This window comes from Gilliamella sp. BG1, from assembly GCF_046635625.1.
Classification (GTDB): domain Bacteria; phylum Pseudomonadota; class Gammaproteobacteria; order Enterobacterales; family Orbaceae; genus Gilliamella; species Gilliamella bombi.
This window is the reverse complement of sequence record NZ_JBIDFG010000021.1, coordinates 1-20562: the sequence shown is the minus strand read 5'-3', so window position 1 is coordinate 20562 and position 20562 is coordinate 1. Positions and strand designations below refer to the sequence as shown.

General features: G+C 32.4%; 23 protein-coding genes and 2 pseudogenes. 7 read left to right on the top strand and 18 right to left on the bottom strand.

What is annotated here, in order from left to right; genetic code table 11:
• A pseudogene (locus ACGH80_RS10775) lies at positions 1 to 652 on the top strand (hypothetical protein); the annotation flags it as partial.
• 41 nt (positions 653 to 693) lie between these two features.
• Here the strand turns inward: ACGH80_RS10775 and ACGH80_RS10770 are convergent.
• From ACGH80_RS10770 to ACGH80_RS10690, 17 genes are all read right to left on the bottom strand, one after another.
• Positions 694 to 966 (bottom strand): helix-turn-helix domain-containing protein, encoded by a 273-nt coding sequence (locus ACGH80_RS10770; protein ID WP_411578854.1) that lies wholly within the window; start codon positions 964 to 966, stop codon positions 694 to 696.
• A gap of 3 nt (positions 967 to 969) precedes the next feature.
• Positions 970 to 1611 carry a TrbM/KikA/MpfK family conjugal transfer protein gene (locus ACGH80_RS10765; protein WP_411578853.1) on the bottom strand — a complete coding sequence of 214 codons (642 nt, stop codon included), beginning with the start codon at positions 1609 to 1611 and terminating at the stop codon, positions 970 to 972.
• 20 nt (positions 1612 to 1631) lie between these two features.
• Complete coding sequence (locus tag ACGH80_RS10760) at positions 1632 to 3443, bottom strand: type IV secretory system conjugative DNA transfer family protein (protein WP_411578852.1); 1812 nt, start codon at positions 3441 to 3443, stop codon at positions 1632 to 1634.
• A complete protein-coding gene (virB11, locus tag ACGH80_RS10755) occupies positions 3436 to 4476 on the bottom strand; it encodes a P-type DNA transfer ATPase VirB11 (protein ID WP_411578851.1) in 1041 nt (346 codons plus the stop codon). Before virB11 ends, ACGH80_RS10760 begins: the two co-directional genes overlap by 8 nt.
• Entirely contained in the window at positions 4473 to 5684 is a 1212-nt protein-coding gene (virB10, locus tag ACGH80_RS10750; protein ID WP_411578850.1) for a type IV secretion system protein VirB10, read from the bottom strand. Before virB10 ends, virB11 begins: the two co-directional genes overlap by 4 nt.
• Entirely contained in the window at positions 5677 to 6444 is a 768-nt protein-coding gene (locus ACGH80_RS10745) for a TrbG/VirB9 family P-type conjugative transfer protein (RefSeq protein ID WP_411578849.1), read from the bottom strand. Before ACGH80_RS10745 ends, virB10 begins: the two co-directional genes overlap by 8 nt.
• Positions 6445 to 6466: 22 nt before the next feature.
• Positions 6467 to 7246, bottom strand: coding sequence for a virB8 family protein (locus tag ACGH80_RS10740; protein WP_411578848.1), 780 nt, complete (start codon positions 7244 to 7246; stop codon positions 6467 to 6469).
• Positions 7247 to 7406: 160 nt separating this feature from the next.
• The gene (locus tag ACGH80_RS10735) at positions 7407 to 8384 is read right to left on the bottom strand and encodes a type IV secretion system protein (protein WP_411578847.1); all 978 of its coding nucleotides are present in this window, start codon (positions 8382 to 8384) and stop codon (positions 7407 to 7409) included.
• Positions 8385 to 8396: 12 nt separating this feature from the next.
• Positions 8397 to 9074, bottom strand: coding sequence for a type IV secretion system protein (locus ACGH80_RS10730; protein ID WP_411578846.1), 678 nt, complete (start codon positions 9072 to 9074; stop codon positions 8397 to 8399).
• Between the two features lie 30 nt (positions 9075 to 9104).
• Complete coding sequence (locus tag ACGH80_RS10725) at positions 9105 to 11492, bottom strand: conjugal transfer protein TraE (RefSeq protein ID WP_411578845.1); 2388 nt, start codon at positions 11490 to 11492, stop codon at positions 9105 to 9107.
• Positions 11464 to 11835: a VirB3 family type IV secretion system protein gene (locus ACGH80_RS10720; RefSeq protein WP_411578844.1), complete on the bottom strand. Its 372-nt coding sequence runs from the start codon at positions 11833 to 11835 to the stop codon at positions 11464 to 11466. The genes ACGH80_RS10725 and ACGH80_RS10720 overlap by 29 nt, the downstream gene beginning before the upstream one ends.
• Before the next feature lie 63 nt (positions 11836 to 11898).
• Complete coding sequence (locus ACGH80_RS10715) at positions 11899 to 12186, bottom strand: conjugal transfer protein TraC (RefSeq protein ID WP_411578843.1); 288 nt, start codon at positions 12184 to 12186, stop codon at positions 11899 to 11901.
• Between the two features lie 21 nt (positions 12187 to 12207).
• Positions 12208 to 12861 carry a lytic transglycosylase domain-containing protein gene (locus ACGH80_RS10710; protein WP_411578842.1) on the bottom strand — a complete coding sequence of 218 codons (654 nt, stop codon included), beginning with the start codon at positions 12859 to 12861 and terminating at the stop codon, positions 12208 to 12210.
• A gap of 113 nt (positions 12862 to 12974) precedes the next feature.
• On the bottom strand, positions 12975 to 13298 hold the full coding sequence (locus tag ACGH80_RS10705; RefSeq protein ID WP_411578841.1) for a hypothetical protein: 324 nt from the start codon (positions 13296 to 13298) through the stop codon (positions 12975 to 12977).
• A complete protein-coding gene (locus ACGH80_RS10700) occupies positions 13295 to 13507 on the bottom strand; it encodes a hypothetical protein (protein WP_411578840.1) in 213 nt (70 codons plus the stop codon). The genes ACGH80_RS10705 and ACGH80_RS10700 overlap by 4 nt, the downstream gene beginning before the upstream one ends.
• 935 nt (positions 13508 to 14442) lie before the next feature.
• The gene (locus ACGH80_RS10695) at positions 14443 to 14898 is read right to left on the bottom strand and encodes a hypothetical protein (RefSeq protein WP_411578839.1); all 456 of its coding nucleotides are present in this window, start codon (positions 14896 to 14898) and stop codon (positions 14443 to 14445) included.
• 5 nt (positions 14899 to 14903) lie between these two features.
• Positions 14904 to 15551: a ParA family protein gene (locus ACGH80_RS10690; RefSeq protein ID WP_411578838.1), complete on the bottom strand. Its 648-nt coding sequence runs from the start codon at positions 15549 to 15551 to the stop codon at positions 14904 to 14906.
• A gap of 296 nt (positions 15552 to 15847) precedes the next feature.
• Here ACGH80_RS10690 and ACGH80_RS10685 point away from each other — a divergent pair.
• Positions 15848 to 16306 (top strand): annotated as a pseudogene (locus ACGH80_RS10685) (helix-turn-helix domain-containing protein); the annotation flags it as partial.
• Positions 16307 to 16820: 514 nt separating this feature from the next.
• On the opposite strand, the gene ACGH80_RS10680 reads toward ACGH80_RS10685, so the two are convergent.
• Entirely contained in the window at positions 16821 to 17456 is a 636-nt protein-coding gene (locus ACGH80_RS10680; protein ID WP_411578837.1) for a recombinase family protein, read from the bottom strand.
• A 251-nt stretch (positions 17457 to 17707) separates the two neighbouring features.
• Here ACGH80_RS10680 and ACGH80_RS10675 point away from each other — a divergent pair, with 251 nt between their 5' ends.
• The 5 genes from ACGH80_RS10675 to ACGH80_RS10655 all read left to right on the top strand — a co-directional run bounded on the left by ACGH80_RS10675 (position 17708) and on the right by ACGH80_RS10655 (position 20226).
• Complete coding sequence (locus ACGH80_RS10675) at positions 17708 to 18553, top strand: phosphoadenosine phosphosulfate reductase family protein (RefSeq protein WP_411578836.1); 846 nt, start codon at positions 17708 to 17710, stop codon at positions 18551 to 18553.
• A 53-nt stretch (positions 18554 to 18606) separates the two neighbouring features.
• Complete coding sequence (locus ACGH80_RS10670; protein ID WP_411578835.1) at positions 18607 to 18804, top strand: hypothetical protein; 198 nt, start codon at positions 18607 to 18609, stop codon at positions 18802 to 18804.
• Positions 18805 to 19052: 248 nt separating this feature from the next.
• On the top strand, positions 19053 to 19304 hold the full coding sequence (locus ACGH80_RS10665; protein ID WP_411578834.1) for a hypothetical protein: 252 nt from the start codon (positions 19053 to 19055) through the stop codon (positions 19302 to 19304).
• Between the two features lie 39 nt (positions 19305 to 19343).
• A complete protein-coding gene (locus ACGH80_RS10660; protein WP_411578833.1) occupies positions 19344 to 19802 on the top strand; it encodes a hypothetical protein in 459 nt (152 codons plus the stop codon).
• Positions 19803 to 19896: 94 nt separating this feature from the next.
• Positions 19897 to 20226 (top strand): hypothetical protein, encoded by a 330-nt coding sequence (locus ACGH80_RS10655; protein WP_411578832.1) that lies wholly within the window; start codon positions 19897 to 19899, stop codon positions 20224 to 20226.
• Positions 20227 to 20562 lie beyond the last annotated feature (336 nt).

Genomic DNA, 20562 nt, shown 5'->3' with positions numbered 1-20562 from the left:
AGCCGAGAAACCATCTCAAGAATCCCCTAAAGTTGAAAAATCAACTCAGAAAGCTCCTGAAGCCGAGAAACCATCTCAAGAATCCCCTAAAGTTGAAAAATCAACTCAGAAAGCTCCTGAAGCCGAGAAACCATCTCAAGAATCCCCTAAAGTTGAAAAATCAACTCAGAAAGCTCTTGAAGCTGATAAAGAAGCACTTCGTAAGGCAAAAATTAATAAAAAGGCTTATTCATTAGCTAAAGATTTTATTGATAGCCCTAACGAGGAAAAACGAGTAGAAATTGTTAGATTGAGAAGAAGTTCTGAGTTTAACAGTGCATATGAAGAAGCCGAGAAGAAGTATTTACATGAAAAATCACTCGATAAAGTTTATGATGTTAAGTTTAAATTTGATCGTAAAGAATCTAAATATAATGTGTCTATCAATGGTGAATCAGCTAAATCAGTTATTGTTCAAGACCCAAATGCTTTAAAAGCTTTACAAAATCATCCTGATATTAAAAAGCACAATGTCCCTACTACCGAATTATTGACAGGAGTAATTAATCGCACTGAATCAATGAAAGGCGGTAATAGACCTCAAAATATGAAACTAAATTCAACTGGAAAAGAAATAAAGGCTAAACAGAAAGAGAATGAAATGGAACGTTGATGATAAACGTTTCAACGAAACCCTCTTCGGAGGGTTTTTTATTAAAAATCTAGCAGTTCAGGTTTGATTTGTAGTGCTTCGGCGATTTTAGTCCGTGTTGCTTTTCTTAACTTTTGGCTTTTCTCATATTGAGAATAAACTGATTGGCTAATACCTATTTTGTTCGCAACTTCAAATTGAGATAACTTTAAATACTCACGCCATGCTTGTGCTGGAGAATAATTATTATCAAAAACCATGTTAACAACTTCGATTGGTACACCTGTTTCAACATCGATTGCTTTTTGTGGTTTTTCCGCAATAATTAATTTCATCTTCTACTCCCAACAATTCTTTTTAATCGGAACTTCTTTGTATTTAATATCATAAGCATTTTTTCTAAAATTCCATTTTCGAGAGATTTCAACTTTTTCAAACCCTCGATTCCAGTCTTTTTGTGTGTACCATTTATTAGTATCGCAAACAAATTTAGGTTTTTTTAGCTGATGATATTCAGTAAATTCATGATTAAATAAATCGTTACAAAATCTAGGAAAATATGAGTCAATTTTAATGTATCCAACACGGATTGTACGACCTGTATTTTTATCTTTAATGAAACTATACTTAGTTAACTTTCGGCTATTTAATGTTTCTGCATCACATGCATATTCTTGATTTTGAATAGCTGTTGTTAATGCAGACATTTTCGCATTTTCATTTGCAGCAGGGCAAAGATCTAAAAAATTACGTCTTTTTTTTAGTGTGTCTTTCCATTTTTTTGCTTTTATGCTAAAGTATTTTTTCAATGGGGCTTTACATTCTGATATATGTTTACCTTGTGATGATGATAAACAAAGAATGACTTCACAAGCGGTTCTTTTATCTCCTGTAAGTTCATCTTCAGCAAAAGCTAGATTTGGTACAAAACTAAAAACAATTAATAAACATAGACTTTTAATGATATTATTTTTTTTCATAATTTACCTCTTTCACCTATTTAAAATAATTTTGGTATTTCTGGAATATTTTTTGTGGAATAATCTTTACGTTCATTAAAAATTGGTTCGTCAAAATAAATAATTTTGTCCGCAATAAATGGCTTTACTTTTTCCATTATTACGATTTCTTTTAAAGAGACGCCTGATTTATGATTAATTGTGCCAAGATCGACAATTTCTTGCGGTAACATTAAAGCTCTGCGTTCTTCTTTGTCGCTAACATTTTTAGTGCGTTTCCCACCCGAATAAGAATAATTAGCTGATTTTGACTTAATTGTTTTATAACCAAGCGTTTCGCTAATTTGATTTGTTTGTTCATCAACCGTTTTCGGTGGGTAAATAAGTAGTAACATACAGTTCTTACGCATATTATTAGCTCGTTCTTTGCCATATATTGATTCAGGTTGTGAATGGTCTTGCACTATCAGTAGATATCGTAAGTTATAACCAGCCGTGTAACCGATTGCGTCAGCAATAATATTTACTGGACCTAGAGCAGGGAATTCATCAAGAACTAGTAAAGTTTGGTATTTTAGTGTTTTATCTTGTTCAGGTAATACTTGTGTATTTACCATAATCAATTGTGAGAAAAAAAGGTTAATTAACTTAGAATAAGTTATCAATCCATTAGGTGTTAATCCCACATAAAGTGATATTCTTTTTCTACGCAAATCATCAAAATCAAAATCGTTCCCACTCATTGCCGCTTTGCAACTCGGTGTCGAGTAAATTCCCATTTCTGCGTTAAAACTCAATAAAACAGATTGTTGTCCTTTGTCATGTAACGCAATAAATTTATTGAATTCAGCTAAGCAAGTTTGTGATAAATTGATTTCACCATCTTCATGAGCTTGTATAGCCCTTGTCATCACTCCAACATAACCGCCTTTTTCTCCTCCTAGCTCAACCAATTTTGGTAACGTTACATCATCTGTACTAATCTCTCCACAAGCTTCTAAATCCATTAAATATGAAGTCATTCCCCTTGCAAAATTGGCTGCGGAATCGTTCCAAGGGTCACCAGCCTTAGGAGGAAATATACTATTAAATATTTTTTGAATATCACTATCACGGTATTTCATATCACGTCTGACATAATGCAATGGATTATAACGATGCGATCTAATGATGCCTTTTTGTCTTGCTTCTTCACTTTCCGCATAACCATCGGGTGAGAACAAGAAAACTTCTTGACCTTGAGATTTTCTGAAACCTGCTGTCATTATAAAATTTTCAAATTTAATATCGACTACAACAACACTATCTGAATAATTTAATAAATTGGGAATTACAATACCAACGCCTTTTCCTGAACGTGTAGGGGCTGCTAAATAGACAAATTGTTGTCCTGCAAAATGCATAAATTTACCCTTATATTTTCCAATTAATATGGATGGGTATTTATTTTTCATTCGTTCTTTTTTAGTTGGTAATAAACCTGCTTTTTTTATTTCCAATGGCGTTGCAAATCTAGCAGAGCCATAAATTTCCTCTTTCTTTTTAAACAATGCAATTAATACTATTGTTAGAATTATTAAAGGGGAAAGAGTAATTAACAGACCAATTACACCAGCTCCTATAATTTTTAATTTGTTGAGTTTTTGTACCGTATTTCCATTATCCATTCCTGACTGTAATACAGCATGAATTAGATCAAAAATAGTTTTGTAAGTTGGTGTTCCATTTATCTTTAACCAGTCATAAGCCAATTCTCCAGCTTGAATACTGCCGAAATATGCTGTTACCGCAGTTGCTAATAATGCAATAATAAATAGTACGACGATCTTTTTCTTTTCAATATGCTCACCCATAGATAAGCTCCATTTTTTTTTCGGGTTCAAATAAAATTTCTGTCATATAAGTATTTTTAAAAAAACAAGTTACATCTAAAGCACTAGCTATTGTTTTAGATATAAATGCCTCACTCAATACTTTACCCATTTCAGATTGCATAACTAGAGCTGTTAAACGAGATAGTGTTGATTTAACATCATTAGCGTGTGTCGATGTTATGCTACCGTTATGCCCTGTATTCAGTGCTTCAAAATAATTCCACGTTTCGTCCCCTCGCAATTCTGTAAGCAATATGTGGTCTGGCTTCATACGCATACCTGATTTGATGAGTTCTTTTGGACTAATTCCTCCCGATTTTTGATAATCAGAATCAAAGAATAAGTGCAAATGATTAAGGTGATAGGGCAAGGACACTTCGTGAACATCTTCAATAGTAATTATTCTATGATTGTGCGGTATTAAATCGGCATAAGCTTTTGCAAATGTTGTTTTCCCCGATCCTGTACCACCAACAGCTATAACATTCATATTATTTGCTGCTGCAATTTTGAAAAATTCCGAATAATTTCCATTTTTTTGCTGTTTCTTCATTTCTTGCATATAAACAGGAATTGTTCCCTTTTTGTATGCTTCAGCAATCTGAATTTTATTAAAGCGTCCTGAATTTTGATAATCATCAATAGTGAATCGAGTTAATGACGGCTTTCTTAAAGTCATAGAAATTGCGCCATATTCTGTAGCGGGAGCTGTAATAATTTGTCCCCTTTCGCCATCTGGCAAAACAACAGATGCTATAGGGTTTCTATCATCAAAAACTAATTTTAAACCGCTATAGACTGTTAATGAATTTGCTAAAGATTTTAAGTTTGATAAGTTACACGCAGGAGCAGGCTTTACTTCCCAACCGTTCCCTCGCTCGAACCAAATTTCGTTTCCTTGATTAATTGCAACTTCAGTTATTCCGTCGAGTGTTAAAACCTCTTGAATCCCTGTTTGTTCTAACAGAGATTTAGCCATTATTGCATTATCAATCAATAATTCATTACTCATTTTATACCAACCTCGCTCAAGCTATAAACATTTGAAAAATCAATATCACGAGCGACTAAAATATTTATTAGCTGTCCTTGATTTGCATACCCAGTAGGTTGAATATTTATACTATTTTCTAACGCAATTTCAGCCATTCTTCCTGTGTTTTTTTCACTATTATCATAAACTACTTCATTTTTTGAAGAGTTATTCTGTGCCGTGGTTGACGCTGTAGCTAACGCATCTTGAATAAATGAAAGCATAATAGAGCCACCGAAACGTTTACCCCATTTCTCATCAACCCAAACATTAATACCACTTGCACCGAGACTATCAGTTCCTAAACTGTCAATTCTTATTCTTACTCCATGAGGTGTATCAACTTCTGACCAGTTTACAAATGCCATGTTTTGACCAGTGATAATCGCTTTTTTCTGCTCACCAAATACGTTACTTCCTCTTTCAATTAAAAGAGTTGTTCCGTCGGCCGAAAAAATATCTTTAGTAACTTGACAGATTAAGATACTAGGTTGATCTGTTACTAATCGAGTTCGTAACGCACAAGGTATTTGTGTTCCGTGTATTAATAAAAGATTGCGTTTATTACTAAGAATTGTTGCTGAACCGTTAGAATAAACTCCACCAGCAAGCATTCCATTTAATCCGCCATCTTCACTTTTTTGGTTGTCATTATCTATTGTCCTATTACTATTATTACTATCAGAAAAAATTAATGTGTCACCATCTAAACGACGTTGAGACGGTGTTAAAACTGGAGTTCCTCCTTGTTCTTGTTGTGAATTAATAGGTAATGTTGAATTCCCTATAATACTATTAATTCTTTCATCCTCTTGTTGTTGAAAAAGTCTGTTTTTTTCCTCTTCTTCTTTTAGCTGACGCTCTTTCTCCTCTTTCTCTTTGCGTAAGCGCTCTTTCTCCTCTTGTTGCCGTTTTATTTCTTCCATTTGAGATGCTAATGAATTAGTATTTAGGCTTTGTGTTTGAAGAGCTTCATCTTGTTTAACTTCAATTGCATTATCTTTATTATCAAAATTAAATATTGTCATAGCAATACCACCAAATAGAATTAAAGCGGCAACAATAGCGAAAATAGTTTTTACTGTTTTCTCTCCATTATTACGTTTTATTCCTGTTTCAATTGTATTGCGATTATTTTTAACATCATCAATATCAGTAATTTTCCCTAAATCTTCATTATCATTCATTGATAATACCCCTTACTTTACCGTTAGTTGTACCGCTAAAGTTTGTTCCGATAGCTTTTAAGTTATCCGTTTTTATACCTGCAACAAGTTTACCTAGTCTTAATCGGTACTCGGGATTAATTTCATGAATAACTATAATTCCATTTTCTAAGTGGCTATTAACTAAACCCTCTGTATTATCTGGAAATTTTTTAAATATCACGGGCATGTCAGCCCCTGCTTTGATTGACATACAAGTAAACGTGCCATTGTCCCAAACCTCAATAGGAAACAATGAGTTATCACCTTTTGCAAAATAGCGGTAGTTCTGCTTTTCACCTTTACAAGGTTTATCCCACGGATTGTTTTGTACTTTTTTAGGCTCAGGATAACTGAATCGTACGCTCCAAGATGCACTATTTCGGTTTTTTACACTTACTAAATTGAATAAATAAGTTCTTTTATTAGTAACGATGGTTAAATTTGTATCAGGTTCTTGTGCTGCTGGTCTGAGCCAAACATTATTTCCCCTAATGTTGACTTTCCAAGCAAAGGGATCTCCTAGAGCTGCACCTCCGTTACTTTCAGTGATAAATTCGCTAGGACTAAACTGAATTAAAGTAGCAATACCAGGATATGTATTTATCCTAGTTACGTTATCGGGGTTATAAACAACATCTTTTACTCTGTTATCGAATTTTGTCCTTTTTGGGAAATCTTCTGCTAAAACATTATGAGTTGTAAATACCAAAAAAAGAATACCAAACAATAATTTATTCATCTAAACATCCCCTACTAATCTTTTATTTATCTTTTTTTATTAAATTTTCTGAATCAACTCGATATCCAGTTACCTGAAATCCTAAAGGATTAATTCTTCTGTCCTGTTCACGATCTATAGTATGTTTGTAGTCATAAGAAGCAGTGGCAAGCCAATATGTTGTTGGAATGTTTAGATCTGGTTCTCCATTCTGATCTACAATTTGTTTACTAAAACGAATTTGACCAACATTGCGAATAAAAGAAACAGATAAAATTTGAACCTTAATTTTTTTCATCTGTTTGAAGATACTTACAGGTGAAACAGGACTTGTGATATATGCGTTGTACTCACTAAACAAATTAGGGGTTGTCATAAGTTTTACTGTATCGTAAGATGTTTGAGCAAGTTGCCAGTCATAGCTTTCTCTTTCAACAACAAAACGAGCAAGCCAATATTTGTCTAATTCTTCACCGTAACTTGTTTCTTGTGCATTCTTTAATGGTTTTACAATGTCGGTATAACCTGTATTGTTATCAACTCGAATTGCAAAAGGTTCAACTGTTTTTAGCGGTGTTAATCCGACAACAGCTATTACACTAACTAAGCCAATAGTAAGTCCAACACCGCCAAAAATTAATCCCATTTTTGCCAATGTTTTATGGAAATTAATGCGATCTTTCTCGAATTTAGTAACTTGATTAAAATGTTCTCTAGTTCTTTTGCTTGCTTCTCTTTTTATCTTAGAGCTTGCTTCATCTTCAGTCATTTCTTTAAATTTTTCGTCAAGAATTTGTTTTTTATCCTTGTTAAATAATTTCATTGTTTATCCTTTTTAAATTTAGTATTTTCTTTATAATAATGAGTTGAATTTATTTTTACCCATTTTCCCTTTGGTTCAGGTGGTTCAGGGTTAGACCACGAGCAGGCGGAAAGAAATAAAATTGATAAAATTATGATAAATATTTTCATGTTAACCTCTATTAATTAGTAGCCGAACCTTTTCCACGCATTTTGTTCCATGTGCCTTTTATTTTGTTTCCTGCGGATTTACCAGCAGATTTACCAGCAGATTTACTTATTCCTGCTAGTTTTGTTAAAATTCTTGTTACACCTGCGCCTCTTGCCATTCCGCCAATTGAAAATGGAGAAATGCCAACACCTCCTGTTAATGAAGATACCATAGATGGTATTTGATTAATGGCGAGCACTATTATGACAGTTGATATAAGAATTGTTCCTGCTGCTCCTATCATTGATTCAGCAGAAGCTCCGTCAGTTGTTGATTTTATTACTGATTCAGCTATTTTGGCGGCAACAGAATACATTACATTTAAAAAGATGTAATTTAATGCAAGTCCCGTATATGATGTGAATAAACCACGAGTAGACGGAAATATAGCAAAGCAGAAGAAAATAATTCCAACTGATAATAAAAGTGTTATCATAATTTTTGCTATAAGTAAGTTGACTGCAATAACCAATGTGAAAATGGTTTGACTAAGCCATAAACAAAACCTTTCAGGAGCTAATCGCAACCATTTTCCGACGTAAGTATCATTCCATGCGATATTATCAAGTTGGTCTCGAATATTTTTTAGTGGGACTTCGAAAATTTCATAGACGACATCTACAGTAGAAAGACTAGATTTACTGTCTCCGAGTAAAGATGAAGCTATTTGGTCGCCAGAACCCTGAACAAAAGGAATTACATAACTATAATAATAATCTCCCCCGTATGTAAACGTACCGACAACGGCAAATAGTATCATTGCATTTATCATTTCTTCTATAATAAACTCTTTGTTTGTATAAATCTTATAAACAAGAAATAACACATATAACAAAAAACATGACATAACCAACGGTTTTATCTCTGAAGCAATAGCGGTTGCATTGCTAGCAACAGGTTCTTGAAATTTTTGAACCATATTATTATAGACATCTCCGATAAAACTCATCAAAATCTCCTTTTATTTGCTAAATCTACTGAGGTATTCTTTTTCACCTTGTCTTATTGATTGTCTAAACTTTTCTTCACGCAAATTGTATTCAATTGCTTGTTGTGCTTTAAATTGCGATTCCGCTTGTTGTAAAGCCATTTGCTCTTGCGCAAATTCAAGCTGAAGTAACGCTAACTTATTTGCAACATCAGCTTTCTGTGCTGGCGTGTTTGCGCTGTCATTTAATTCTTTTATTTGTTTTAAACTTTTCAAACGATTAACAGTGTTATTATAGTTATGTTCAGTTCTTTCCCTTAATGCCATTAAGTTATCAAATCGTTTTTGTTCTTCTTCATTATCGGTTTTTAATCCATATTTATCTCTCAATCCTGTAATTGTCATCCCATCAGTTAGAATATCTTTAGCATCTTTCGGTAAAGAATTTAAAAATTGGTCATTATTAATAACATCACTTAATTTCCAGTTACCCTCTAGCCGATTTTTAGTTTCCTCTGAAAACTGTTTTGCTTGCTTTATTTGTGAATTGAGTGCATCTAGTTGTTTTTGCATTTCTGCTATAGTTTTTAAATTCTCTGCTATAGTGTTAGCAATATTAGCGGCATCTACAGTTGGAATACCTGACGCAATAGCCTGGTTTGAAGCAATAACTAAAGTAATTGAAATTAAAATAGTTTTTATGTTAGTCATAATTAACTCCTTGAGTATTATATTTAAATTTTATTTTTTAACGGTTTCTTTGATTTTTTTGATTTCTTCCATGCGTTCCAAAAAGATAGGAATCCAGACATCGGGATTATCACCGTGAATTGCTCGAATTTTTTCGCATTCCTCTTGTCCCAATTTTGAGCCAGAAATGACAGGTAGAAATTCTTTACAATGTGACAAATCAAAATGTGCTAATGTGCTAGAACCACTTTGTTTTATTAAAAACTTACGACTTTCTTTGTCAAACCCTTTTAATAGATAAAAATCTTTTTTAGATAAACCTATTCTTTCGTAACTATTTTTATATTCGGCATCAGGATTTGGTAGCATAATCTTTGTAGATGTTTGTTCTACAATAGGAGCAAATATGTTTGAATTTATAGCATCTTCGGGAGACTGGGAAACTAATCCCAAAAATTCACCTGTTAATCGCCCCGTTTTCAAAGTTCGTTTTATCATTTGTTCAGTTGTTGGATAACCGCAAGGTATGTAAAACTCTTCGACAATTGATAACATGAGACGCCCTGATTTTTTCATCAAATCTTTGTAGTACAAAAGCACAGCAAATAAAGGCTCTGTTCCCTCGTGTTCTGTTTCAAGAAAAGTTGTTGTATCAAATCCAATTTTGTCGAAATTTAAAGGATCGAATAGGTTTCTCGGAGAATCAACTATCCAAGCTAGTTCGCCACCCTCGCTATGTGACCATTTTCTTAAACGAATATAAAGAGCTGAACCTCGCGGAATTATCTGTAAAATCATACTGAATCTGCGTTGTAGTAAAGGTAATTTCATTACCGCATCAACAGCCTCTTTAATCGACATCCTATCTTCGTCAGAAATTAAACCGTTGTGGTCTTTTGAACAACTTGCCACCCATATATAGAGAAATTGCAATAGCCCCTTGCTCGGTATTTCTTCTAGCTGAAACGGATTCAAGCCAGTGTCTATACCGCTTTCAAATGTGAAATAAGAAGCACCATAAGCACGCATATAAAGTTCAGTAGAACGCTTGTAGTCCATTACAAACAACTGCGGATTAAAGCGCTGCAAGAAAGCCACTATGGTCGCTTCTAGTGTTGTTTTTCCCGTTCCAGTTGCTCCCAACATTAAAAAATGACCTGCAATAAATTCACCCAAAGCATTTACTTTTTTGGGGGTGTAGTGAGTATTAAAATAGTAAATTCCCTGAGTGGGGGTTTTTAACGGCATAATTGCTGAGCCGTCCCCAATCGGGTTTCCAGATTCTTTACCGCTGAAATAATTGTGCAAAGAAAATCCACACACTAAATTTGTACTAGCTCTTACTGTTGAAAGCGGTCGAAATTTAGAGTCTGGCATCATACTTAAAAATACATAAACAGCTTCTAGAGTCGCTCTTGACCAACGAGCACCCTTGCCTCGATCAGTAAATGCCGAAATCACTTTTGAACCGTTATTAACAGCCAACTTCGGTGTCTCACCAAAGATTACAATTGATGCTTGATAATCACCGAAAGCGATTTCTCCAGAATTTAAATACGCTTTAGCAACTTCTAGTTCTTCTTGCTGATATGTTGCACTATCGCCTGCTGAACTTAATTTATTTTCTTGAATTTCTATTGAACGTATTGACTTTTGAGCAGACGTAAAAATGAATGATTGGGAAAGAATGAATTCATAAGGTAGTTCAAGCAAAAAATCCCACATTCCTATTGATGTTTTAGCTGGATAGCTTTTTAAGAAATATGCAGTACCGTATTTTGATGTAAGACTTTCTTTATTTCTGATTTCAAAATAATCATAATTGAAAAAAAGATCGCTATTACAGATTGAATCTAAAATTTCATTATCATTTAACGTTATAGTTTGATGTGAATTGTTTAGTAAAAAAGATAAAAATTCGTTATTTTGACAAATACTAACAGAATCATTTATATCAAGAACAGAGAGAGTTTTTCCCTCATAACGATTTATCAATGTATCTGTTTGAGATAAAATGCTATTGCAATTTGCCAGACCATCATTAATATCTTTATATTTCAATACAAATGTAATGAAATAACTTGTCTTAAAAAAGTTTTGATGTTCGAATCCAGATAAGTATTTGTCTGTGAAGTTTTGAATAAATTTAGATTCAAATTTATATTTTTGATCTAAAGTTTGTTTTTTCTTAACAATATGTGTCCATATTGATATATTACCCGAGTATTCTTTACTAAGGTTCAAAAAAAAATCATCAAGACTTGAAAAGTAAGTTCTAAGTTCTTCGGCTGATACTGAAGTAAATGATGTTCCCTCTAACTCTATTGTAAATAATAATTTATCTCCACCGACTGTAAGCACATAATCATTTATATTTGCCCTGTATTTGGGTAATAATTGTTCTATAGATTTAGGTTTTTTTAAATTGTCTATTCGCATTATATACCTTTCTCTTTGTATCATTGCTAGATAAATAAATAACTGAATTTCCTTGGGATATTTTTAATAATACTGCTCTAATACGCCATTTAATAAACGCCAAGGCATTAGGATCGTCTTCACAAATTAATTTTAAAAAAAGCAAAAAGAATAACCCTGCCAAAGGCGCTACCCAAGAAAAGTATCCTAATTTTGCATAAAAACCAGCAAAAAGGCTTAATACTATAAATAAACAAGTAAATATACCCATAACCATAGGTATGCCATAAACCATTGCTGGACGATTCATACCATTGAATGACGGAAAAGAATCATCTTCATCATTATTGTTGTTATCACTCATTTTTATATAAATCCATTAAGCGCTACTTAGCTATTTTCTAAAATAGCTAAGTGAAAAAATATTTTAATTAAAAATACTCCATGCATAAGACCCAAGCCATATAACTCCGCCTGCCACAGCACAATACACAACAGACATAGCTACACTACCCCAGCTCTTTATGCCAAAATAAACTTGTATTATGGTAAAAACAATGTAACCCGAAGCCAGAACTGCTAACCATTTGTAAGCCGTCATTTTTAAGTCACTTGTTGCTTGAATCCCTGCATCTAATCCACCTGCGGCAAAAGTTTCAGGAATAAACATTGTAAGCAATATAATCAAAAAAAATTTACTATGTTTATAAAACATTTTTATTTACGTTCCTCTTATTTAATTTATATAATCTTCGAAAATATCCCACGGCTTCGCTGTCTTGGATGGCTGTGAGTATTCTCGATCCGTTTCAATCTCTGATAACGTTTCCGCTTCAGATGTGTCAAGCGGTTTAATAGCAGGAACTTTATAATTCTTTGCTACCTCCGCATTGATTCTGTCTACATACGACGTACCGTTAGCCTCTATTTGATATCCTCTTTTTTCGTTTCCAGAGTAGTAACAGGACGAAGCTATACGCAGTATTTCCTGCTCTTTTTTATTGAGATTATTTTTTTTTGCTTTTGCGTAACAAGCTTTAAATATTTCCGCTCCAACTTCTATGTTTTTACAAGTATTAAACATATTTTCTTTTGTAATTCCGTATGCTTTGAAATTAGTACTATTCACTTGCATTAAACCAACAGAATAACTTTTCACGAAAGGGGAATCTTGTAACGTAGTAATGATATTTTGAGCTTCTATTTCTGACATCGGTTGAGAAAAAGAAATATAGTTTTCTTTTTTTGTGTCTTTATCATAGACGACAGCAACTGCGTAAGGATTTTTTTGACTTTCAACACCAATTAAAGTATTCAAAGTTTCAGGGGCAACGTCAGGAGCACATTGAGCAAATAAACTAAATAATAAATTAACAGATAAAGCAGACATAAAAGACCTTTTTAATAAAAAAAAGTTGCGCCCAATCCTTGTATTATGTATAATACAAGGGCGTTTTTTTATAAATAAAAAAACGTTATAACCTGTAAAACAATTGAACGAAGTTATTTAATTTTTGAAAAGATTATACCGTTCGAACTTTTGAAATTATTTCCCTCAAATTCTCCCATTAGCGTCCCCTTAGGACTGTAAAGGTATTTTTCGTTTTTGATTTTTCCTGATTCTATTATTGGTTTTCCTAGTAGGAAAGATGTTATTTTATATTCATCAGCAGAGTTATCTATTTTTTCAAAAATTAACGAATAATTCTTATCGTTTTGGGGTTTTTCAATATTATGATACTCTCCCTCGTAATGAGTTGTTTTTTCATTACAAGCAATCAAACCTAGAGCCAGTAAAGCTGGAAAAAGTATGTTTTTTAATTTCATTTTATGCCTCTTTGTTGTTTTAGTTCCGCAATGTATTCTTGTGCTGTTTCGTTATTCAGATGTTTATCTATTACGAAATTCAAGATATCGCTGATTTTTACTATTCGCTGGCATTCATTACTCACGGTTAAAGCAATTGTTTCAGCAAGAGCTTTTCTCGACGGTGTTATGCGTAGCGTTGATGTCGACTTCGGCTTTACAGTTGTCATTATTATCATCCCCTTTGTTTGTTATTTTATTATACTATTTGTGAGTTTTATGTAAACAAGAGAAACAAAATATTTGTATATATAAAATAAAAAACATAATTCGAAACATTTAATAATAAAACAAGCAGATGGTAAAAAGAAGTAAAGGAAACTTGAGATGTAATTAATGGAATTAAATCAAAATCGCTTGATCTTTTAATGATCGAGTGTACAATAATTGAAAATTTTTAATCAAATTCGTGCGATCTGATTAAGAACGCAGAAAGAAAAAAAGCCCACAAAAGTGAGCTTTTTTCTTGAGATTAGAATGTTACCAGCAAACTAATCTCGATAGCAGTTAGAAGTTTTGGCTTGTAAGAGAACTGATTAACGAACTGCTAAAATCAGATATTATTATACAGACTTTTATTATTTTTACAAGTTATTTAAGTTTGTTTATTCTAGTTTTAGCTATAGTTTCAACATCTCAGTTTTCTCTTCTCTTCTCTTCTTCTTGTACTGCTCTGTTCAATAAAATCTTCTGTAATATTACTTAAAGCTTGGAATCGTGTGACTGTCGGCTTTAAAGGAGAGGGGATAGTGCTAGACGGGCAGCTATAAGCACATCGCAAGAGCAATAAAATCTAAGTAGAAAATTCAGAGCTGTTTGTTTTAATATTTTAAAAGCAAACAATAGGAATGAGAAAACAGGGCGGTATGCTCAGGAATAGCTCGGATGAATTCTATATGATTTTATTCTGTCGCAAGCGAAGCGGGGCTTTTTGATAAGTGGAAACATTTTTCAAAAAATAATTGCTGACAGCGGGCTTTTAACTGAAAATTTTCGGGGCGAGCCTAGGGTCGTAGGGACATCCTTGGGGGGGAGGGGGGGGCGTACCTGATCAGTTTAATCCTTTTAAATTTGGCTAGTTTTATCTAGCCATTAGGTTATTAGTTTAATTAAAATTTCTATATTCTGAAATGTCTATTTTTAGATGGTTTTGAGCGTAATTTAACAGATATGCTAATAGTACGCCTTTTATTTTTATATTATATCCCTCTTTTTTATATAGCTCACTTGCTTCTTTTAAGTTTTCATGTGATGTCATTACTTTTTGAATGTAAATTCTGATTCCGTGCTTTTTATCGTAAATAAAATTAATATATTCGTTTATAAAACTTGTTGTTATATTTTGATTTTTTGCGTAAAGAATAGATTGCCATACTAGATCTCCTTTTCGTAATTTTGTCATCTCAGCTAATTTGTTAATGAACTTATTTTGAGCCGATCCTACCGATAAAAAAAACTGATTGTTCTCTCGTTTTTTAGTGTTTGCTGTTGTTTTAATGGTACCGTTGTTAGCACCTTTTAAAAAATCATCTCTATTTAATTTTTCACCAATTTTTACCATTTTAACTACTCCGAAAAAATAAAGTTTATTGCATTTTTAATTTCGTCTTTTGATTTGTTTTTTCCCATATCAAAGCATGTTCCACCGTCACTATAACTAGTTTTTAATAGCTTACGGCTATAGATATAATTATGAACAATTCTTGCTCGATTTTTATTTAAAGCTAAGAACTCTTTTAACTCTTTTTCTGCTTCATAGGTCTCATTATCTTTAAAGTGAGTAGAGCAGTCATTTAATAAATAAAAAGCTTTTATAGCAGGGTTAAGGTTCATTGCTTGTTCCAAAATCTCATAATGAATAGATACTGTATCAAGTGAAGCTTGAGTTGGCTGTAAAGGCGATATCACAATGTTGGCTAGTAATAATAATTCTCTTCCTGTTTCTGTGTCTGCACCTGCTGAATCAACAAGGATGAAGTCAAATTCTTGTTGAAGTTTTTCTAAATATTTTAAATTAGCTTCGAGTAAAGAAAAGTTTTTTTCATATTTTTCACTACTAAGCCGACGAATAGCCCAATTTTCAACGCTTTTTTGAGGGTCGCAATCCATTATAGCTATATTAAATTTACTTCCTAGTGCAACTGAAAATTGCGCTAATAGAGTAGATTTGCCTACGCCTCCTTTAACGCTGTCAAAAAGTATTATAGAACCCATTATTTAATCCTTATTTTTATATTTTTTGAGGTTTAATAATAGCATTTTTACACTCAAAAAAGCAAGTAAAAAAACAAATAAATTAACAGGTAATTTAACACGTAGATTTTAATGCTTTTTAACATTTGCCAAAGTTACAAATAAATGTCATAATGTTTAAATCTTTTGATAGTATAAGACTTTATTCTGTTTTTTTTACCTCTTAAATATACTATTTAATAGTGATAAAGCTACAAATAATAGTCAAAGTATAATGAAAAGTATCAATAAAGATTAAATTATTTATGAAAACAGAACAGGCTGAAAATTTAAAAATTAATGAACGTGAAGATATTTCGGTGGATTTAAGTGTAATTAGTAATGAATACTGGGAAAAAGCCTTAGAAAAATATGAGATGATTAAACCGCTATTAAATTATGAACAAAATCGTCCATCATCAGTAAAAGCTCACGCGGAAAAAGTTGGTGTGAGTGAGCGAAGTTTATATCGTTGGATTAAAGCCTATAACTCACTTGGTTCTATTGCAGGACTAGTTAATCGTAAACGTGGTTGGTCTGAGGGTAATTCTCGTTTAACTAAGGAACAAGATGAATTAGTGACAAAAGTTATTAACGAATTTTATTTACACAAACAAAGCCCTTCTATTGAACAAACAATTAGAGAAGTGCAACGTGTGGCAAGTATTAAGGGGATTGACAGTCCTAGTCGTCGCACTATTAGACAACGTATTTTACGAATTTCGGAAGAAGAAAGAAAAGGAGAATAAATGTTGAAAACAATAATTTCTATTTACAAAATTTATCATGATGAATATATTAATTTTCTTCATAAATTTATCAAATTTTTACTATCTTAGTTGGGAGAGAAAGTAATGATACTAGAAAAAGATGTAATTCAGAATAAAGCAAGATCCTTTTTACGTATATTCCATAATTCTATTAATTTGCTTAATTATTTTGGATCGGTTTCAATTTTCATAATTAATTGCATTGTGATTTATTTACAACTTTTTAAATATAAAATATTTTTACCGCCCTACCATGTAGGTAATATAACTTGTATTTCAATTCTTGTTTTGTTTATTTTTCTGTTAACTGTTTCAGCAATAAAAAGAAAGTTACAATTCATGATATTTTTTAATACTATTTATTTTGTGTTTTGTTTACATTTCCTCTATAAATTCTACTTGTAGTATGGTTTTAGAGTTAGCATTTGATTCAGAAAATGTTAACTCTTTGCTTCAGGAAAGCTAACTAAATTTTGTTAAATCAAACTGCATTGTTTCCTCCCGTTTCTTTTTTATAATTAGACCATACTTTTTTTACAGTCGCAGGGCTACAATTCAATAGCTTCGCTGTTTTGTTTATGCTTTTTCCGTCCAGTCGACACTCAATAATCAGTCGATGTAACTGTAAATTTGCTTTTCGTCCTTTAAATTTACCTTTTGCTTTAGCTATTGCTATCCCGTCTTTTTGTCGTTGTTTTCGAGTTTCATAATCATCACGAGCTACTTGTAGTGATATTTTTAACAACAAATCTTGCATTGAGTCTATAACTATTTTTGTTACGCCGCTTGCTTCAGATGAAAGTTCAGACAAATCTAAAATATCGGGTATGCAGAGTTTTGCTCCTTTTGATTTAATCGAATTGATTAAACTAATAGCTTCATCAAGTGGTAGCCTTGTTAAGCGATCTATTTTTTCAGCTATTACAACATCACCATTTTGCAAATCAGCAATCATTCTTCGCAATTCGGGTCTATTAGTAATAGCTCCAGATGCTTTTTCACGATACACATTTGCAATGTAATAATTTTGTTTTTTCGTATCATCAATAATTTTTTCTTGTCGTTCAAGCTCTTGTTCTTTTGTACTTACTCTCAAATAAATTCGAGCGACTTTCATTCTTTCTTTTTCCTGATTAATTGTTAATTTTTGCTAGCGCCCTACGGTTGCTCAACCCCGAAATCATACAATAGCAAGTATTGTATAATTTCGACGTTACGATCTTATTTTGTAATTGAGCGGCTATTTTAGCATATTAAATCCAGCTAAGCTATTTTAAGTCGCTGTTAAATATTTGTTGACCTATTTTAAATAATAGGCTATTATAAGTATACTTTAATTAGCTATGTAATAATAAATAATTTGTCATCATGAAAAATGTCGTTAGCTTTAGTGGCGGTCGCTCGTCTGCGTTACTAGTCTATTTAATGAAAAATCAATATCCAGACACTGATTTCGTCTTCATGGACACGGGCGCAGAACATCCAAAAACGTATGAGTTTGTAAAAAATGTAGTTAAGCATTTTGATATAAATCTAACGTGTTTGCGTGTAGTCGTTAATTCAGAACTGGGACAAGGTAATTCATACAGAATCATCTCACTAGATGAATTAACGCAAGATTTACAGCCGTTCCGCGACGTTTGTTATAAATACGGGACACCATATATTCACGGTGCATTCTGTACAAGAACAATGAAACTTGAGCCTTTCGAGCGGTACTGTAAAGATAACTACGGCAAAGGTAATTATCAGACATGGCTCGGCATACGTGCTGATGAACAAAGGCGTTTAAAACAAAAAGACGGTTATCGTTATTTAGCTGATATATGCGATTTTGATAAGCAAGATGTTATCAACTGGTGGAAAAGCCAACCTTTTGATTTAGACCTGCCTGAACATCTCGGCAACTGCGTTTTCTGTATCAAAAAAGGTATAAATAAAATAGCGCTCGCTACTCGTGATGAGCCAACAATGGCGGAGGATTTTATTAATCTAATTGACGACCCGAACATTCGAGTTGTAGAACGTAGACAACAAGAAAATAAAATCATGTATCGAGGCAATAACTCGTTAATTTCAATCATGGAGATGTATCAAAACCATTCAAGAGAAGACATTTTAGCAACAATTAGGGGCAATAAAGGGTTTGAATCAGGCTCATGCTCAGAATCATGCGAAATATTCTCGTGTCAATTAGATTTCGATTTAAGTTAATAACTATAAGTAATTACTTTAATTAGCTATGTAATATAGGAAAGAGGAAATAAATGTTAAAAGTAAACGATGTTGTCATTTTTAAAAATATTTTTTCAAAATTGGCAGGGCGTGTCAGCAAATTAAAAAAAGATAAAGATGGTAGTGTTATTGGCTGTGAAATAGTTGCTGTTGATAGAACTTTCATGATGTCAACATATCACGTTAGTATCGATGATGTTATCGATATTGTTAATGAGAATATACTTTAATTAGCTACGTAAGGAGTAAATAGAATGAATGTTAAAAATTTGAAACGAATAATAATTATTTTATCGTTTGTAGTTATTTTCCTCTCCGTATTTTTAGTGGGGTTTATTTTCGGGGTTACAGGTGTTGTAGTGATGTTTCCAGTTATTTTTATACTTAATTCTGTTTTAGCGTATTTATTTCTTGATACGTTCAAGAAAAATTGTGATGATGAAAATATACTTTAATTAGCTATACAAGGAGTGAAACGATGAACAAACAAAAACAATTTATTGAGCAAGTTATTCAGTGCAGAGGTGAGAAATTTAATTTTGTTAAATTGGGTATGAAAGTTGAATTCGATGGAGAACAAGGCACTATTGTAGGTATTAATCACTCAGGTAATTTTGTCGTTAAATTTTCTAATGAATTGAAATTTGGTAAAAAAACAGTTAGCTGTCACCCAACGTACAAAATGAAATATTTTGACGAAAATAACCAATTAATAAAGTCTTTCAATTGACACAAAAGTGAATTTAATTAGCAATATAGAGGGTAAAAAATGGACATAGCTATTCCTGTTAATCATTCATTTTCTGATTACAAAACCCACGAAGAGGTAATATTCAACATGTCAGATAATTTTAATGTTTTTGGCATTGGACTATTTAATATTATCTATTTTGCACAACTAGCAATGCAACTCGGATATATTCCTAAAGACGATAAATGGACTAATACGTTAAATGAATATTATAAAAATGATGACTGTTACAATGCTCATAAAAAAATTTGTATGAAAAACCCTGCTATTATTACAAACTGCATTTGTGACAATTGCGATAATCCTATTTTATTTAAAGTTAAAGATACAAAGCATCAGTTTAATATCGGACTATTAACGATTCTTCATTGTTTAATAAAAGCTGAACAGTATGACTATATACCGCAGTTAGACTATCAATTTTGGATTGATGTTGAAAATCGTTACAGATCATTAAGTAAATACTCTATTTTATAGAGTTAATTATCAATAATTTCACTGAAAATAGCAAATTTTTCAGGGGACGTTTAGATAAATTTATAGAACAAGAAAATTCAGCAAGGGAGGGGGAATGAAAATATTAAGTAAGTTATTTAGAAATAAAGAGAAAGAAAAAATTATCGAACAACTTCACTTTGCTAGAAATGTAGCAAAACGATTAGATGAACATCGAGAAGTAGTTGAAAGCATCAGAGATCATACAGATTTATTTAAAACACATGAATGGCATATTTGGCACATGGCAACGCAAGATGATTATTTAATGCGGTTGTTCTATATTTGCTATGGTTTTTATCCAGAAGTAGGGCTTGATCCTCGGAATGGTCAATCTGTTAGAAAACGACCAGAAATTTTGGGCGAATGTGGTTTACCTGAATTTAAAAATAAGGAAACAAGATAGGCAATCTCAATTTTGGGTTTTTTACGTAGTAAAAAATGAAAATTGAGATTCAGCAACGAGACGTCAGGCGAGGCGGTAGCAAACGATATTTTTTTATTAGTTGAATCCTAAAAAATTTTTTTGATTCCTTTTGTGTTATCAGTTACTATATTAATGTTTCAGTATCCATTCTCCCTATTCCTTATGATTAAATAATGCTCCTTTTTGGGGCATTTTTTCTACGAAAAATCGGGCTATATTTTTACTAGCTGAAGCTAGCAAAAACTCAAACCTGCGGTTTTCGCCCATTCGGGTAACTATCCCTATGCCGTCCCCCTCATTTAACCGTTCAAGCCC

Coding starts and splice junctions, on each gene's coding strand:
- ACGH80_RS10770 (WP_411578854.1), bottom strand. CDS start 966: ATGAAATTAATTATTGCGGAAAAACCACAAAAAGCAATCGATGTTGAA.
- ACGH80_RS10710 (WP_411578842.1), bottom strand. CDS start 12,861: ATGTCTGCTTTATCTGTTAATTTATTATTTAGTTTATTTGCTCAATGT.
- virB10 (WP_411578850.1), bottom strand. CDS start 5,684: ATGAATGATAATGAAGATTTAGGGAAAATTACTGATATTGATGATGTT.
- ACGH80_RS10665 (WP_411578834.1), top strand. CDS start 19,053: ATGAACAAACAAAAACAATTTATTGAGCAAGTTATTCAGTGCAGAGGT.
- ACGH80_RS10670 (WP_411578835.1), top strand. CDS start 18,607: ATGTTAAAAGTAAACGATGTTGTCATTTTTAAAAATATTTTTTCAAAA.
- ACGH80_RS10730 (WP_411578846.1), bottom strand. CDS start 9,074: ATGACTAACATAAAAACTATTTTAATTTCAATTACTTTAGTTATTGCT.
- ACGH80_RS10705 (WP_411578841.1), bottom strand. CDS start 13,298: ATGAAATTAAAAAACATACTTTTTCCAGCTTTACTGGCTCTAGGTTTG.
- ACGH80_RS10715 (WP_411578843.1), bottom strand. CDS start 12,186: ATGTTTTATAAACATAGTAAATTTTTTTTGATTATATTGCTTACAATG.
- ACGH80_RS10735 (WP_411578847.1), bottom strand. CDS start 8,384: ATGAGTTTTATCGGAGATGTCTATAATAATATGGTTCAAAAATTTCAA.
- ACGH80_RS10680 (WP_411578837.1), bottom strand. CDS start 17,456: ATGAAAGTCGCTCGAATTTATTTGAGAGTAAGTACAAAAGAACAAGAG.
- ACGH80_RS10765 (WP_411578853.1), bottom strand. CDS start 1,611: ATGAAAAAAAATAATATCATTAAAAGTCTATGTTTATTAATTGTTTTT.
- ACGH80_RS10655 (WP_411578832.1), top strand. CDS start 19,897: ATGAAAATATTAAGTAAGTTATTTAGAAATAAAGAGAAAGAAAAAATT.
- ACGH80_RS10660 (WP_411578833.1), top strand. CDS start 19,344: ATGGACATAGCTATTCCTGTTAATCATTCATTTTCTGATTACAAAACC.
- ACGH80_RS10725 (WP_411578845.1), bottom strand. CDS start 11,492: ATGCGAATAGACAATTTAAAAAAACCTAAATCTATAGAACAATTATTA.
- ACGH80_RS10690 (WP_411578838.1), bottom strand. CDS start 15,551: ATGGGTTCTATAATACTTTTTGACAGCGTTAAAGGAGGCGTAGGCAAA.
- ACGH80_RS10760 (WP_411578852.1), bottom strand. CDS start 3,443: ATGGGTGAGCATATTGAAAAGAAAAAGATCGTCGTACTATTTATTATT.
- ACGH80_RS10700 (WP_411578840.1), bottom strand. CDS start 13,507: ATGACAACTGTAAAGCCGAAGTCGACATCAACGCTACGCATAACACCG.
- virB11 (WP_411578851.1), bottom strand. CDS start 4,476: ATGAGTAATGAATTATTGATTGATAATGCAATAATGGCTAAATCTCTG.
- ACGH80_RS10695 (WP_411578839.1), bottom strand. CDS start 14,898: ATGGTAAAAATTGGTGAAAAATTAAATAGAGATGATTTTTTAAAAGGT.
- ACGH80_RS10720 (WP_411578844.1), bottom strand. CDS start 11,835: ATGAGTGATAACAACAATAATGATGAAGATGATTCTTTTCCGTCATTC.
- ACGH80_RS10740 (WP_411578848.1), bottom strand. CDS start 7,246: ATGAAATTATTTAACAAGGATAAAAAACAAATTCTTGACGAAAAATTT.
- ACGH80_RS10745 (WP_411578849.1), bottom strand. CDS start 6,444: ATGAATAAATTATTGTTTGGTATTCTTTTTTTGGTATTTACAACTCAT.
- ACGH80_RS10675 (WP_411578836.1), top strand. CDS start 17,708: ATGAAAAATGTCGTTAGCTTTAGTGGCGGTCGCTCGTCTGCGTTACTA.